Source organism: Blastococcus litoris (assembly GCF_003075095.1).
GTDB lineage: Bacteria > Actinomycetota > Actinomycetes > Mycobacteriales > Geodermatophilaceae > Blastococcus_B > Blastococcus_B litoris.
Genome location: NZ_QCZF01000001.1, coordinates 532,232 through 546,222 on the forward strand (window position 1 = coordinate 532,232; position 13,991 = coordinate 546,222).

A 13,991-nucleotide genomic window follows, 5' to 3' on the forward strand; every position below is an offset into this window, starting at 1 on the left:
GAGTGCAGCGTAGGCAATGCGGGCCGCCGGCCCCCGTGCGACGCTGCCCGGCCGCCGCCTCTCGGGGGGCGGGGCCCGCGAGCGCGCCCCGCGCACGAGCCGACGTCGGCTCACCCGCTGGGGTGAGAGCCGCCCGGCGACCCTTCAGCGGGCCGCCCGGCGGGCCGAGCTGACCGGTATGGCGATCAGCGTCCTCGAGGCACCCCGCACGTTCGGGCCGCTCCCGGCGCGCGCGGCGGACACCGCCGTCGAGGAGATCGCCGCCACCCGGGAGGTCGCCTCCCGCCGCATCCCGCTGGCGGTCCTCGGCGCCGCGTCCGTCGGCGTCCTCCAGGCCGTCGCCCTGCTCGCCCTCGCCCTGGGGAGCCTGGACGGCGTCCTGTCCTCGGCCGGTCCCCCCGCGGGCTGGCTGGTGGCCGTGGCCCTCGTCGTGCTCGCCGGCTGGATCGTGCTGTGCGCGGGCAGCGCCGCCGCGATGGTGGACGGCACCGGGCGCTCGCTGTTCGTCGGAGTTGCCTACGGCGAGCTGGCCGCCCTGGCCGCGCTGCTCGTCGTCGCCACCGCCACCCCGGTCGCCAACCCCACCCCGCTGCCGCTGCCGGCCCTCGCGCTGCTCCTCCTCGCCGTCCCGGTCGGGAAGCTGCTGCTGGCCGGCACCCCGGCGACCCAGCAGTGGATCGCGCAGGGGCCCCGCGCCCGGGTGCGCCGTCCCGACCCGGTGCAGGCCCACCGGTTGCTCGCCACCGTGACGCTGGGCGTCATCGGCGCCTCGCTGTGCGCCGTCGCGGTGCTCGCGCCGGTCCCCGCCGGCGACGTCCAGGACCCGGCGTCCTCGGTGTTCACGCAGGACTGACGCGCAGCCGGGTGGACGGTGCTCCGTACTGTTGACCCGTGAGTGATCGGCACATCCTGACCGCAGTCGCCTGGCCCTACGCGAACGGGCCGCGGCACATCGGCCACGTCTCCGGCTTCGGCGTCCCCTCCGACGTGTTCAGCCGGTACCACCGCATGGCCGGGGACAAGGTCCTCATGGTCAGCGGCACCGACGAGCACGGCACCCCGATCACCGTCGCGGCCGACGCCGAGGGCATCACGCCGCGGCAGATCGCCGACCGGAACAACCGGATCATCGTCGGCGACCTGCAGTCGCTCGGGCTCAGCTACGACCTCTTCACCCGGACCACGACGGCCAACCACGCCGCCGTCAGCCAGGAGATCTTCCTGGGCCTGCTGAAGAACGGCTACGTGTTCCCGAAGACGACGCTGGGCGCGATCAGCCCGTCGACCGGGCGCACGCTGCCCGACCGCTACATCGAGGGCACCTGCCCGATCTGCGGCTACGACGGCGCCCGCGGCGACCAGTGCGACAACTGCGGCAACCAGCTCGACCCGACCGACCTGATCAACCCGGTCAGCCGGATCAACGGCGAGACGCCGAAGTTCGTGGAGAGCGAGCACTACTTCCTCGACCTGCCGGCGTTCACCCGCGCGCTGGGCGACTGGCTGGCCACCCGCAAGAGCTGGCGGCCCAACGTCCTGAACTTCAGCGTCAACCTGCTCGAGGACCTGAAGCCCCGCAGCTACACCCGCGACATCGACTGGGGCGTGCCCGTGCCGCTCGACGGCTGGCGGGACCGCAACGACAAGCGCATCTACGTCTGGTTCGACGCCGTCGTGGGCTACCTCTCGGCGTCCATCGAGTGGGCGCGCCGGTCGGGTGACCCCGAGGCGTGGCGGCAGTGGTGGCAGACACCGGACTCCGACGCCTACTACTTCATGGGCAAGGACAACATCGTCTTCCACTCCGAGATCTGGCCCGCCCAGCTGCTCGGCTACAACGGCGAGGGCGACAAGGGCGGCACGCCGGGTGACCTGGGCCGGCTGAACCTGCCGACCGAGGTGGTCTCCAGCGAGTTCCTGACGATGGAGGGCCGCAAGTTCTCCAGCAGCCGCAACGTCGTCATCTACGTGCGCGACTTCCTCTCCCGTTACGACGCCGACGCGCTGCGGTACTTCATCGCCGTCGCCGGGCCGGAGAACCAGGACACCGACTTCACCTGGTCGGAGTTCCTGCGCCGCAACAACGACGAGCTGGTGGCCGGCTGGGGCAACCTGGTCAACCGCACGGTGTCGATGGCGGCGAAGAACGTCGGCGCCGTCCCGACCGCGGGCGACCTCACCGACGCCGACCGGGCGCTGCTGGCGACGACGTCCGGAGCGTTCGGGCCGATCGGTGACCTGCTGACCCGCAACCGCCAGAAGGCGGCGGCCACCGAGGCGATGCGGGTGGTCGGCGAGGCGAACAAGTACCTGTCCGACCAGGCGCCGTGGAAGCTCAAGGAGGACCTGCCCCGCCGGGACACCGTCCTGCACACCGCGCTCCAGGCGATCAAGGACTGCAACGCCCTGCTGACGCCGTTCCTCCCGCACTCGGCGCAGAAGGTGCACGAGCTGCTGGGCGGCACCGGCGTCTGGTCGCCCGCGCCGCGGATCGAGGAGGTCACCGACCTCGACGACGGCTCGCCCTACCCGATCATCACCGGTCCCTACGACCAGGGGCAGGCGGTGTGGGCGTCCACCCCGCTCGCCGAGGCGGGCACCCCGCTGGCGCCGCCGACGCCCGTGTTCACCAAGCTCGACGACTCGATCGTCGAGGAGGAGCTGCGGCGGCTGGAAGAAGGCGAATGAGCCGCTCGGCGGCGTCGCGCGCGAACAAGCGCGGCGAGCCGCCGCCGTCCCCGGAGCCGCTGCCGGGTCCGGCGCTCGACAGCCACACGCACCTGGACATCGTCCTGGGGGAGCGGCCGGCCGGCGACGAGCACGGCGAGTGGGCGTCGGACGCCGCCGTCGACGCCGAGATCGCCGCCGCGGTCGCGGTGGGCGTGCCGCGGCTGGTCCAGGTCGGGGTCGACGTCGCGTCGTCGCGCTGGTCGGCGGCGTTGGCCGAACGGCACCCGAACGTCCTGGCCGCGGTCGCCCTGCACCCGAACGAGGCCGGCGCCGGGAAGGCGACCGACGACGCACTGGCCGAGATCGACCGGCTGGCCGGGCTGCCCCGGGTGCGGGCGGTGGGGGAGACCGGCCTGGACCGGTTCCGGACCGGCCCCGAGGGGTGGGCCGCGCAGGAGGCGTCGTTCCGGGCGCACATCGGCATCGCGAAGCGCCACGGGATCGCGCTGGTCATCCACGACCGGGACGCCCACGAGGAGATCCTCCGGGTCCTGGACGACGAGGGCGCGCCCGAGCACACCGTCTTCCACTGCTTCTCCGGTGACGCCGACTTCGCGCGCCGCTGCGTCGAGCGGGGCTTCGTCCTCTCCTTCGCCGGCACCGTCACCTTCGGCAACGCCGGCTACCTGCGGGAGGCGGCGGCGCTCACCCCGGTCGACCAGATGCTGGTCGAGACCGACGCGCCGTTCCTCACGCCGATGCCCCACCGCGGCCGCCCGAATGCCTCCCGCCTGGTGCCGCACACCGTGCGCGCGCTGGCCGAGGTGACCGGCGTCGACCCGGGGGAGCTGTGCGCGGGCCTGACCGCGACGGGCGAGCGGGTGTTCGGGTCCTGGTGATCCTGCGGCGGGGAGGCCGCCACGTCGCGGCAAACCGGGGGACACTGGCGTCGTGGGCCGTCTGATCGCCGTTCTGCTGTTCATCGCCGTGCTGGTGCCCGGCGTGCTCCTGGCGCGGGCGTGGTGGCTGGCGGTCGGCCGGCGAGCCGTCGCCGCCGGTGGTGTCGAGCTGGCCGAACCCACGCCCGAGGGCACCAGGGCGCTCCAGCGCCAGGCGCAGCACGGGCGGCGGATCCGCCTGCTCGGCCTGCTGCTCGGAGTCGCCGGGATCATCGGGAGCGTCGTCGCGCTCGCCGAGGCGTCGGTCTTCCTGTGGGTGCCGATCCTCGTCGTCGGTCTGCTGCTGGGGGTGCTGCTCGCCGAGGCGACCCGGCCCCGGCCGCGCTGGACCACCAGCGCCCCGCCCCGCCGCCCGCGCCTCGGCGACCTGATCTCCGGCTGGCTGCTCTGGACGATGCGGGTGGTGGCCGCCGCGCAGGTGGCCGTCACCGTCTCGCTGTGGAACGAGGGCGAGCTCCCCGACACGGTGGCCTGGGCGGCGCTGCTCGTGCCGCTCGTCGCGTGGCTGCTCGCCGAGGTGGCCCTGCTGCGCGTCCTGGTGCGCCCGCTGCCGGCGCGCGGAGCCGACGTGCCGGTGGACGAGGCCCTGCGGACGTGGACCGCGCACCTGGTCGCGGCCGCGACGACGGTCCTCGGCCTGCTGCCTCTCGGCACGCTGCTGCTGCGGGCGGGCATCGACCCGGAACGCGTCAGCGAGGGCTACGACTTCCTGCCGGTCGCGCTCGTCGCCGGCGGTTTCTCGGCGCTGACGGCGGGGGTCGCGGTGGCAGCCTTCCTGCTCGGCTGGCTGCGCCCGGTGCGGACCACGGCACGCGCCCTGGCCGGCTGAACGATCCGGCTCGAGAGGGCCCGCAACCTCCGGTTTCTGCCCCGCGACGGCGGGAACGACGCTGTGGCCTTGCTCACCGGTCACGGGGCGGTCACGTCGGCTCACCACCTGCACCTTCTGCCCGCCGTGTCACGGAGGGTGTCGGCGAGCCCACGCAGCGCAAGTGAATTCCTCTGCTGTACTTCCTGTGCAGCATTGCCACACAGTCAGTGTTCGTTATCGTGTCGTGACCGACAGCCGGGGTGGAGACCACCCGGGCGGCATCGACCGGCTGGGCGCCCCCGCGCTCCCGACCGGCTGCCGGCCCGGCCTCCTGCCCGGGTCTTGTGACCTCGTGGAAGTGTTCGTGCGCCGCTCTCTCCAGCTCAGCCTGTTCGCCGTCGTCCTCCTGGGACTGATCGGTGGCACGCTCGCCTACTTCGTCGCCCAGAAGTCCGTGACGCTCACCGTCGACGGGCAGCCCCGCACCGTCGGCACCTACGCCGGCACGGTCGCCGAGGTCCTCGACGAGGAGGGCCTGGAGGTCGCCGCACACGACGTCGTCCTGCCGGCTCCCGGCCAGGAGCTCGCCGACGGCGACGCGGTGGTCGTGAACCGCGCCCGGCCGCTGCAGCTGTCGATCGACGGGGTGGACCGCGAGGTCTACGTGACCGCCCTGAGCGTCGACGAGGCGCTCGAGCAGCTGGGTCTGCGCTCGGACGACCTCGTGCTCTCCGCCAGCCGCAGCGAGCGCCTCCCGCTCGACGGCATGCAGCTGACGATCACCACGCCCAAGCAGATCGTCCTGGTCAGCGACGGCCAGGAGCGCGTCGTCACGACGACGGCCGCCACCGCCGGTGACCTGCTCACCGAGCAGGGCATCGCGCTGAGCGCGACCGACCGGACCAGCCTCTACCTGGGTCAGGCGCTGCTGAACCGCATGCGCCTGCAGGTCTTCCGCGTGCAGGTGACCGAGACCCAGGTGGCCGCGGCCATCCCGCACGAGCGGGTCGAGACCGCCGACCCCGAGGCGCTCGAGGGCGACGAGAAGGTCACCCAGCAGGGCGTCGACGGCGAGCAGGTGTCCACCGTCCGCGTCACGGTCGTCGACGGCGTCGAGACCGCCCGCGAGGTCCTGAACACCAGCGTCACCCGCCAGCAGGTGCCCGAGCAGGTCACGGTCGGCACCAAGGCGCGCCCCGCCAACAGCCCGTCGGCCGACGGGCTGAACTGGGCGGCGCTGGCGCAGTGCGAGTCCGGCGGGCGCCCGAACGCGGTCAGCGCCAGCGGCAAGTACCACGGGCTCTACCAGTTCTCGGTCGCCACGTGGCAGGCCGTCGGTGGCACGGGCCTGCCGTCCCAGGCGACGCCCGACGAGCAGACCTACCGCGCCCAGCTGCTGTACCAGCGCTCCGGCGCCGGGCAGTGGCCGCACTGCGGCAAGAACCTCTGATCGGGCGTCGCTGAGCACTCCTCCCGAGCAGTCGGACGGGCTGCTGGGACCGGCCACCATCCGTGAGCTGGCCCAGCAGCTCGAGCTGCGTCCGACCAAGACGCTCGGGCAGAACTTCCTCCACGACGCCAACACCATCCGGCGGATCGTCCGGACGGCGGACCTCCGGCCGGACGACGTCGTCCTCGAGGTGGGCCCGGGGCTCGGGTCGCTGACCCTCGGCCTGCTGCCGGCGGCCGCGGCCGTGCTCGCCGTCGAGATCGACCCGCGCCTGGCCGGTCTCCTGCCGGGCACTGTCGCCGAGCGACGTCCCGATCTCGCCGACCGGCTCACCGTGGTCACCGCGGACGCCCTCCGCGTCCAGGAACTGCCCGGGCCGCCGCCGACGGCGCTGGTGGCGAACCTGCCCTACAACGTGGCCGTCCCCGTCCTCCTGCACCTGCTGGAGCTGCTGCCGACGCTGGACCGGGCGCTGATCCTGGTGCAGGCCGAGGTGGCCGAGCGGCTGGCGGCCGCTCCGGGCAGCTCCGCCTACGGGGTGCCCTCGGCCAAGGCCGCCTGGTACGGCGAGGTGCGCCGGGCAGGGGCCGTGGGCCGCAAGGTCTTCTGGCCCGAGCCCAACGTCGACTCCGGTCTGGTGGCGCTGGTCCGGCGCCCACCTCCGCCCGGCGACCGGCCGGCCACCTTCGCCGTGGTGGACGCCGCCTTCGCGATGCGCCGCAAGAGCCTGCGGGGCGCCCTGGCACGGTGGGCCGGCAGCCCCGCGGCGGCCGAGACGCGGCTGCGGGCCGCGGGCATCGACCCCGCCACGCGCGGGGAGCAGCTGTCGGTGGCCGACTTCGCACGGCTGGCGGCGACCGCACCGGTGGACCCGTGACCGCCGTCGTCGCCCGGGCGCCCGCGAAGGTCAACGTGCACCTGGGGGTCGGGCCGCTGCGCCCCGACGGGTTCCACGAGCTGCGCACCGTCTACCTCGCGGTGTCGCTGTTCGACAGCGTCACCGCTGCTCCGGGGGACGGCCTCGCGCTCACTGTCACCGGCGAGGGCACCGGCGGCCGCGGCGCGGACCTCGTGCCGACGGACTCCCGGAACCTCGTCTGGCGGGCCGCCGAGCTGCTGGCCGCGTCGGCCGGGGTGCCCGCCCACGCGACCCTGGCCGTCGACAAGGCGATCCCGGCCGCCGCCGGGCTGGCCGGCGGCAGCGCCGACGCCGCGGCCGCTCTGGTCGCGCTCGACGCCCTGTGGGGCACGCGGGCGAGCCGTGAGGACCTGCTCGGGCTGGCCGCGCAGCTGGGCAGCGACGTCCCCTTCAGCCTCGTGGGCGGGGTTGCGCTGGGCGCCGGCCGCGGCGAGCAGGTGACGCCGGTGCTGTCCCGCGGTCGCTGGGACTGGGTCCTGGGCATCGCGGGGGAGGGGCTGTCGACCCCCGCCGTCTACGGCGAGCTGGACCGGCTGCGCGACGCCGGCCGGCTGCCCACCGACTGGTCCGCCGACGCCGAGCCGGTGCTGGCTGCGCTGCGCAGCGGACCGCCGTCGGCGCTCGCAGCGGCGCTGGCCAACGACCTCCAGGCACCGGCGCTCGCCCTCCGGCCCGCGCTCGGGCGCGCCCTGCGGGCCGCGACGGAGGCGGGCGCCGCATCCGCGCTGGTGAGCGGCTCCGGCCCCACCGTCGCCGCACTCTGCCGCGACGAGCAGCACGCCCAGCGGCTGGCGGCCGAGCTGGCCGGCGAAGGCGTCTTCCGGACCGTCCGCGCCGTGCACGGCCCGGTACCGGGCGCCCGCGTGACCCGCTGAGGCCGGAGGCTCAGGAGGCGGTCCGCCCGCGCAGGGCCGGCGCCGCGTCGAGGTGCGCGAGGCCGTTGTAGGAGAGGTTCACCAGGTGGGCGGCCACCTGCTCCTTGCCCAGCGCCCGGTTGTCGAGCCACCACTGGCCGACGAGGGAGACCATCCCGACGAGTGCCTGGCTGTAGAGCTGCGCGAGCCGGGGGTCGTACCCCCGGCCACCGAACTCCCGGCCCAGGATGTGCTCGACCTTGCGGGCCACCTCGCCGATCAAGGAGGAGAACGAGGCACCACCGCTCTGCCCGGGGGCGTCGCGGGTCAGGACCCGGAAGCCGTCGGTCTCCTCCTCGATGTAGTCGAGGAGGACCAGCGCCGCGCTCTCCAGCATCTCCCGCGGCGGCCCCGGCACCGACAGGGCAGACGTGAAGCGATCGAGCAGCGCCTGCATCTCGCGGTCGACGACCGCGCCGTAGAGGCCCTCCTTGCCGCCGAAGTGCTCGTAGACCACGGGCTTGCTGACATCGGCGTGGGCGGCCAGCTCCTCGACCGAGGTGGCCTCGAAGCCCCGCTCGGCGAACAGCTCGCGGCCGATGTCGAGCAGCTGCCGACGGCGCTGCTCGCCGGTCATCCGGACCCGGGGGCGCGTCGTGCTGGTCATGGGGTGTCCTTCCCTCGACGACATCGTGCCCCGGCCCCGTTCAGAGGCTCGCCCCGAGCGTGCGAGGGGTGAGGGGAACGGGGTGTTTCGTCAGGCCGACGCCGGGGCGGGCGCCGGTGCCGCGTCGCGGCGCTTGGCGGCCAGCCGGACCGGGTCGGGCCACTTGACGTCGCGCGCCCACCCCAGCTTCTCGAAGAACCAGATGATCCGGGCGCTGATGTCGATCTGTCCGCGGAGCACCCCGTGGCGGGCGCACGTCGGGTCGGCGTGGTGCAGGTTGTGCCACGACTCGCCGCCGCTCAGGATCGCCAGCGGCCAGAAGTTCGTGGCGCGGTCGCGCGAGGCGAAGGGGCGGTTGCCCATGACGTGGCAGACCGAGTTGATCGACCACGTGACGTGGTGCAGCAGCGCGATCCGCACCAGGCCGGCCCAGAAGAACGCCGACCAGGCGCCGGCCCAGGTGCCGGTGACCAGGCCGCCGATGACCGCGGGGAGGAAGAGGCTCAGGGCCGCCCAGAGGACGAACAGCCGGCTCGTGGTCACCAGCGCGCCGTCCTTGAGCAGGTCGGGGGCGTAGCGCTCCGGGTTGGTCTTGCGGCGCTCGAACGTCCAGCCCAGGTGGGCGTGCCACATGCCCTTGAGCAGGGCCCGCAGGTCGGTCCCGTAGCGCCAGGGGGAGTGCGGGTCGCCCGCCCGGTCGGCGAAGGCGTGGTGCCGCCGGTGGTCGGCCACCCACTGGACGACCGGACCCTGGATAGCCATGGATCCGGCGGCCGCGAGCGCCAGCCGCAGCGGCCGCGTGGCCTTGAACGAGCCGTGGGTGAAGTGCCGGTGGTAGCCGACCGTGACGCCGAGCAGCGTCAGGTAGTAGAAGCCGACGGCGAGGCCGACGTCGAGCCAGGACATCCCCCAGCCCCAGACGACGGGGACGACGGCGATCAGGGCGAGGAACGGGACGGCCACGATCACCGACAGCGTGACGATCTCGAGGATGCTCTTGTGCCGGCCGATGGCGTTGGCGGGCAGTCCGGCGTGGGGGTCCGCGAGCGGGGGAGCCGTGGGCCGGGTGAGAGCGGGAGCGGACAAGGAGAACTCCAGGTGCGTGGTCAGGGGCCTCGCGCGGGGTCAGCGACCATCCGGCGCCGTGGCTACGTGGCCGTAACCTACGACACCGTAGGGCGGGCGGCGACCCGGCCTCCGTGCCCGGTGGGTGCCCTCGCCGTCCGGCGGCCCTAGGCTCGGTCCGGGTGCCGGGACCCCGGCACCCCCGTGGTCCCGGCCGACCGGGTCCGCGGGTGGGGGATGGGGTAATCGGCAGCCCGCCGGCCTTTGGAGCCGTGCAGTCTCGGTTCGAGTCCGAGTCCCCCAGCGAGAAGCCGGCCGCCCGTCCGAGGAGATCCGTGATCGCGCAGGAGTCGCCCGCCGCCCCGTCGACGTCCCCGGCGGTGGCCGCCGTCGTCGTCCTGGCCGCCGGCCAGGGCACGCGCATGCGTTCGACGACGCCCAAGGTGCTGCACACGCTGGGCGGGCGCAGCCTGCTGGGCCACGTGCTCGCCGCCGCCGAGCCCCTCCGCGCCGGGACGACGGTCGTCGTCGTCGGTGCCGGGCGCGACCAGGTCGAGGCCCACCTCGCCGAGATCGCCCCGGGCGCCCTGGCGGTCGTGCAGGAGGAGCAACGCGGCTCCGGGCACGCGGCCGCCGTCGCGCTGGACGCGGTCCCCGACATCGAGGGGCCGGTCCTGCTCGTCAACGGCGACGCCCCGCTGCTGCGCGCCACCACGGTCTCCGCGCTGGTCGAGGCGCACCGGGCGGCCGGCAGCGCGCTGACGGTCCTGACGGCGGAGGTCGACGACCCGACCGGTCTGGGCCGGATCGTGCGGGGTGCGGACGGGGGTGTGCGCGCGATCGTGGAGGAGCGCGACGCCACCCCCGAGCAGCGGGCTCTCCGCGAGATCAACGCCGGCGTCTACGTCGGCGACGCGGCGTCCATCCGGAGCGCGCTCGGCCGGATCAGCACGGATAACGACCAGGGCGAGCAGTACTTCACCGACGTCCTGGGTCTGCTGGTCGCCGACGGCGCCCCGGTCGGCGGGCACGTGGCCGAGGACCCCGACGACGTCCTGGGCTGCAACGACCGCCGGGAGCTGGCCTTCCGCCGCCGCACCCTCAACGACCGGGTCCTCGACGACCTCATGCGCAGCGGGGTCACCGTCGTCGACCCGCAGACCACGTGGGTCGACGTCACCTGCTCCGTCGGTGCCGACGCCGTCCTGGAGCCCGGTACCCAGCTGCAGGGGACGACGGCCGTCGGTGGCGGGGCCGTGGTCGGGCCGGACACCACGCTGGTCGACTGCGTCGTCGAGGACGGGGCCAGCGTCGTGCGGTCGCACTGCCTGGGCGCGCAGATCGGACCGGACGCCACCGTCGGCCCGTTCAGCTACCTGCGCCCGGGCACCCGCCTGGCGCGCGGCGCCAAGGTCGGCGCGTTCGTGGAGACGAAGAACGCGGAGGTCGGCGAGGGCTCGAAGGTGCCGCACCTGTCCTACGTGGGTGACGCGACGATCGGCCGGGGCGCCAACATCGGCGCGGCCACCGTCTTCGTGAACTACGACGGCGTCGCCAAGCACCGCACGACGATCGGCGACCAGGTCCGCGTGGGGTCCGACACCATGCTCGTGGCGCCGGTCACCGTGGGGGACGGCGCGTACACCGCGGCCGGCTCGGTGATCACCTCCGACGTCCCCCCGGGAGCCATGGCCGTCGCGCGGTCGCCCCAGCGGAATGTGGGAGGCTGGGTGCGCCGCCGCCGCTCCGGGACGCCCGCGGCCGAGGCCGCGGAGGCGGCCGAGCGCCGGGCGGCTGCGGCTGCCGAGGACCGGTCCGAGGCCACAGGTACGCACACCGACACGTAGGGAAGACGAAGCCGATGAGCGCGATCCGGCAGGCGAACAGCAAGAGCTTGATGCTCTTCTCAGGACGGGCCTACCCGGAGCTCGCCACCGAGATCGCCGGGCACCTCGGCGTCACCCCCACCCCGACGGCGTCGTACGAGTTCGCCAACGGCGAGCTGTTCGTCCGCTTCGAGGAGTCGGTGCGCGGCTGCGACGCCTTCGTCGTGCAGAGCCACACCGCGCCGATCAACACCTGGCTCATGGAGCAGCTGATCATGGTCGACGCGCTCAAGCGCGCCTCGGCCAAGCGGATCACCGTCGTCGCCCCGTTCTTCCCCTACGCCCGGCAGGACAAGAAGCACCGCGGTCGCGAGCCGATCTCCGCCCGCCTGGTCGCCGACATGTTCAAGACCGCGGGCGCCGACCGGCTGATGGCGGTGGACCTGCACACCGCCCAGATCCAGGGCTTCTTCGACGGGCCGGTGGACCACCTGTTCGCCCTGGACCTGCTCGTCGCGCACGTCTGCGAGAAGTGGGGCGACCGCGAGCTGACGGTCGTCTCGCCCGACTCCGGCCGCGTGCGGGTGTCCGAGCGCTGGAGCGACAAGCTCGGTGGCGTCCCGCTCGCCTTCATCCACAAGACCCGGGACCCGATGCGCCCCAACGAGGTCGTCGCCAACCGCGTCGTCGGCGAGGTCGAGGGCCGGGTCTGCATCCTGGTCGACGACATGATCGACACCGGCGGCACGATCGTGAAGGCCGCCGAGACGCTGTTCGACGCCGGCGCCGCCGACGTCATCGTGACCGCCACGCACGGCGTCCTGTCCGGTCCCGCCGTCGACCGGCTCAAGAACAGCCGGGTCAGCGAGGTCATCGTGACCAACACGCTGCCGATCGAGCCGGAGCGGCAGTTCGACAAGCTCACCGTCCTCTCGATCGCCCCGCTCCTCGCCCGCGCGATCACCGAGGTCTTCGAGGACGGCTCCGTCACCAGCCTTTTCGACGGCGCCTCGTAACACTGCGATCCTCCGGATCGCACCGCGGCCACGAGCCGTCCCCGGCTCCGGCTGAGCCGCTGCCCGTGTCCCGGCCGGGGACCCTCCGGGTCCCGCGACCGGTCCACCCGCTGCGCGTCTGCCGCGGTCTGGGAGCTCCTGGCCGCGGGTGCCCGGCGGACGCCGGGTACAGTGGACACAGCCCGGCGAGGGAGCTCCCGCTCCGTGATCGACGTGCGTCCGCCCCAGGGGTGTGCCGCGCTCGTGCGCCGGTCCGCAGACCGATCCACCTCCTGAGGAGCACATCCACCGTGGCTGACTTCCGCCTCGAAGCCGAGATCCGCACCGAGTTCGGCAAGGGCAGCGCCCGCCGCACCCGCCGTGCCGGTCGCGTCCCCGCCGTCCTCTACGGGCACGGCCAGGACGTCGTCCACCTGTCGCTGCCCGCCCGCGAGTTCGCCGCGGCGCTCCGTAACGGCGGCACCAACGCCCTCCTCACCGTCGTCCTCGACGGCAAGGAGCAGCTCGCCCTGACCAAGGCCGTGCAGCGCGACCCGATCAAGCGCGTGCACGAGCACGTCGACCTGGTCATCGTGCGTCGCGGCGAGAAGGTCACCGTCGACGTCCCGGTCGTCGTCGTCGGCGAGACCGGCCCCGACACCCTGGTGAGCATCGAGCTCAACACCGTGTCGGTCCAGGTCGCCGCCACCAGCATCCCCGAGTCGATCGAGGTCGACGTCGAGGGCCGCGGCGTCGGCGAGGGCTTCACCGCCGGTGACCTGACGCTGCCGAAGGGCGCCACCCTGCTCACCGACGCCGACGCGCTGGTGGTCAACCTGATGGCCGCCCCGACCGCCGAGGCCCTCGAGGCCGAGCTGGAGGAGGCCGAGGCCGAGGCCGGCATCGAGCGCGAGGAGTCCGCCGCCGCCGACGAGGGCGCCGGCCAGGGCGACGTCGTCCCCGAGCCGCAGGACCAGGGCAGCGGCGAGTCGATCGAGTCGACCGAGAACAGCTGAGGGATCCCCTGAGCGACAGCACGGGCAACGGGGGCGCCGGCACTGCCGGCGCCCCCGTCGCCGTGCCCTCCGAGGGCCCGTTCCTCGTCGTCGGGCTCGGCAACCCGGGGCCCGGCTACGCGGGCAACCGGCACAACGTCGGCGCCATGGTGCTCGACGAGCTGGCCTCCCGGGCCGACATCAAGCTCTCGCCCGGGAAGGGTGCGCGCTCGCGCGCCGTCTCCGGCGAGGGGCGGCTGGCCGGCCGCCGCGTCGTGCTGGCCCGGCCCCTGACCTACATGAACGAGTCCGGAGGGCCCGTCCGCGGGCTGCTCGACTACCACCACCTCCCGGCCGACGACCTCGTCGTGGTGCACGACGAGCTCGACCTGCCCTTCGCCTCCGTCCGGCTCAAGCGCGGCGGTGGCGAGGGCGGGCACAACGGCCTGCGGTCGATCTCCCGGTCGACGGGCACGAAGGACTACCTGCGGGTGCGCGTCGGCATCGGCCGCCCGCCCGGCCGCCAGGACCCCGCCGACTTCGTCCTCAAGGACTTCTCCGCCGTCGAGCGCAAGGAGCTCGACCTGCTCCTCGTCGAGGCCGCGGACGCGCTGGAGGCTCTCCTCGTCAAGGGTCTCGAGGCGGCGCAGAACGAGGTCCACGCGCGCACCTGAACCGTGCCCTCGTGACGCAGAGTATCTGCGGACAGTGGTCCCTCGGTTACCTAGAGCGATAATTCGGCCTTGATGGCGGCTTTTCGTCGCACTCGGTCATCAGGAC

General features: G+C 73.9%; 13 protein-coding genes and 1 tRNA gene. 12 read left to right on the forward strand and 2 right to left on the reverse strand.

The annotated features are described in order from the left end of the window. The first annotated feature begins 16 nt into the window (after nucleotides 1-16). The 7 genes from DCS98_RS02680 (at nucleotide 17) to DCS98_RS02710 (ending at nucleotide 7,684) form a co-directional block, all read left to right on the forward strand. On the forward strand, nucleotides 17-853 hold the full coding sequence (locus tag DCS98_RS02680; protein WP_164704338.1) for a hypothetical protein: 837 nt from the start codon (nucleotides 17-19) through the stop codon (nucleotides 851-853). 38 nt (nucleotides 854-891) lie between these two features. Continuing rightward, nucleotides 892-2,688, forward strand: a complete 1,797-nt coding sequence (metG, locus tag DCS98_RS02685) for a methionine--tRNA ligase (protein WP_116449764.1) — start codon at nucleotides 892-894, stop codon at nucleotides 2,686-2,688. Then, a complete protein-coding gene (locus DCS98_RS02690; RefSeq protein ID WP_116449765.1) occupies nucleotides 2,685-3,569 on the forward strand; it encodes a TatD family hydrolase in 885 nt (294 codons plus the stop codon). The genes metG and DCS98_RS02690 overlap by 4 nt, the downstream gene beginning before the upstream one ends. A 52-nt stretch (nucleotides 3,570-3,621) precedes the next feature. Continuing rightward, entirely contained in the window at nucleotides 3,622-4,458 is an 837-nt protein-coding gene (locus tag DCS98_RS02695; protein ID WP_116449766.1) for a hypothetical protein, read from the forward strand. 226 nt (nucleotides 4,459-4,684) lie between these two features. Further along, nucleotides 4,685-5,890, forward strand: a complete 1,206-nt coding sequence (locus DCS98_RS02700) for a resuscitation-promoting factor (protein WP_241037068.1) — start codon at nucleotides 4,685-4,687, stop codon at nucleotides 5,888-5,890. Further along, nucleotides 5,778-6,767 (forward strand): 16S rRNA (adenine(1518)-N(6)/adenine(1519)-N(6))-dimethyltransferase RsmA, encoded by a 990-nt coding sequence (rsmA, locus tag DCS98_RS02705; protein ID WP_241037071.1) that lies wholly within the window; start codon nucleotides 5,778-5,780, stop codon nucleotides 6,765-6,767. Before DCS98_RS02700 ends, rsmA begins: the two co-directional genes overlap by 113 nt. After that, nucleotides 6,764-7,684: a 4-(cytidine 5'-diphospho)-2-C-methyl-D-erythritol kinase gene (locus DCS98_RS02710; protein ID WP_116449767.1), complete on the forward strand. Its 921-nt coding sequence runs from the start codon at nucleotides 6,764-6,766 to the stop codon at nucleotides 7,682-7,684. The genes rsmA and DCS98_RS02710 overlap by 4 nt, the downstream gene beginning before the upstream one ends. A gap of 10 nt (nucleotides 7,685-7,694) precedes the next feature. On the opposite strand, the gene DCS98_RS02715 is transcribed toward DCS98_RS02710, so the two are convergent. Both DCS98_RS02715 and DCS98_RS02720 read right to left on the reverse strand, forming a co-directional pair. Further along, a complete protein-coding gene (locus DCS98_RS02715; protein WP_241037073.1) occupies nucleotides 7,695-8,330 on the reverse strand; it encodes a TetR/AcrR family transcriptional regulator in 636 nt (211 codons plus the stop codon). A 90-nt stretch (nucleotides 8,331-8,420) separates the two neighbouring features. Further along, entirely contained in the window at nucleotides 8,421-9,416 is a 996-nt protein-coding gene (locus DCS98_RS02720) for an acyl-CoA desaturase (RefSeq protein WP_116449768.1), read from the reverse strand. 210 nt (nucleotides 9,417-9,626) lie between these two features. On the opposite strand from DCS98_RS02720, the gene DCS98_RS02725 reads away from it, so the two are divergent. The 5 genes from DCS98_RS02725 (at nucleotide 9,627) to pth (ending at nucleotide 13,885) form a co-directional block, all read left to right on the forward strand. Next, a tRNA-Gln gene (locus DCS98_RS02725) sits at nucleotides 9,627-9,699 on the forward strand. A gap of 31 nt (nucleotides 9,700-9,730) precedes the next feature. Further along, nucleotides 9,731-11,242 carry a bifunctional UDP-N-acetylglucosamine diphosphorylase/glucosamine-1-phosphate N-acetyltransferase GlmU gene (gene glmU, locus DCS98_RS02730; RefSeq protein ID WP_241037075.1) on the forward strand — a complete coding sequence of 504 codons (1,512 nt, stop codon included), beginning with the start codon at nucleotides 9,731-9,733 and terminating at the stop codon, nucleotides 11,240-11,242. A 14-nt stretch (nucleotides 11,243-11,256) separates the two neighbouring features. Continuing rightward, the gene (locus DCS98_RS02735) at nucleotides 11,257-12,237 is read left to right on the forward strand and encodes a ribose-phosphate diphosphokinase (protein ID WP_116449769.1); all 981 of its coding nucleotides are present in this window, start codon (nucleotides 11,257-11,259) and stop codon (nucleotides 12,235-12,237) included. A gap of 290 nt (nucleotides 12,238-12,527) precedes the next feature. Next, a complete protein-coding gene (locus DCS98_RS02740) occupies nucleotides 12,528-13,232 on the forward strand; it encodes a 50S ribosomal protein L25/general stress protein Ctc (protein WP_116449770.1) in 705 nt (234 codons plus the stop codon). Nucleotides 13,233-13,294: 62 nt separating this feature from the next. Continuing rightward, nucleotides 13,295-13,885 carry an aminoacyl-tRNA hydrolase gene (pth, locus tag DCS98_RS02745; protein WP_116449771.1) on the forward strand — a complete coding sequence of 197 codons (591 nt, stop codon included), beginning with the start codon at nucleotides 13,295-13,297 and terminating at the stop codon, nucleotides 13,883-13,885. Nucleotides 13,886-13,991: the final 106 nt, after the last annotated feature.

Excerpts from the sequence above, each read along its gene's own strand:
- DCS98_RS02680 (WP_164704338.1), top strand. The coding sequence starts at position 17 with ATGCGGGCCGCCGGCCCCCGTGCGACGCTGCCCGGCCGCCGCCTCTCG.
- DCS98_RS02690 (WP_116449765.1), top strand. The coding sequence starts at position 2,685 with ATGAGCCGCTCGGCGGCGTCGCGCGCGAACAAGCGCGGCGAGCCGCCG.
- DCS98_RS02715 (WP_241037073.1), bottom strand. The coding sequence starts at position 8,330 with ATGACCAGCACGACGCGCCCCCGGGTCCGGATGACCGGCGAGCAGCGC.
- DCS98_RS02735 (WP_116449769.1), top strand. The coding sequence starts at position 11,257 with ATGAGCGCGATCCGGCAGGCGAACAGCAAGAGCTTGATGCTCTTCTCA.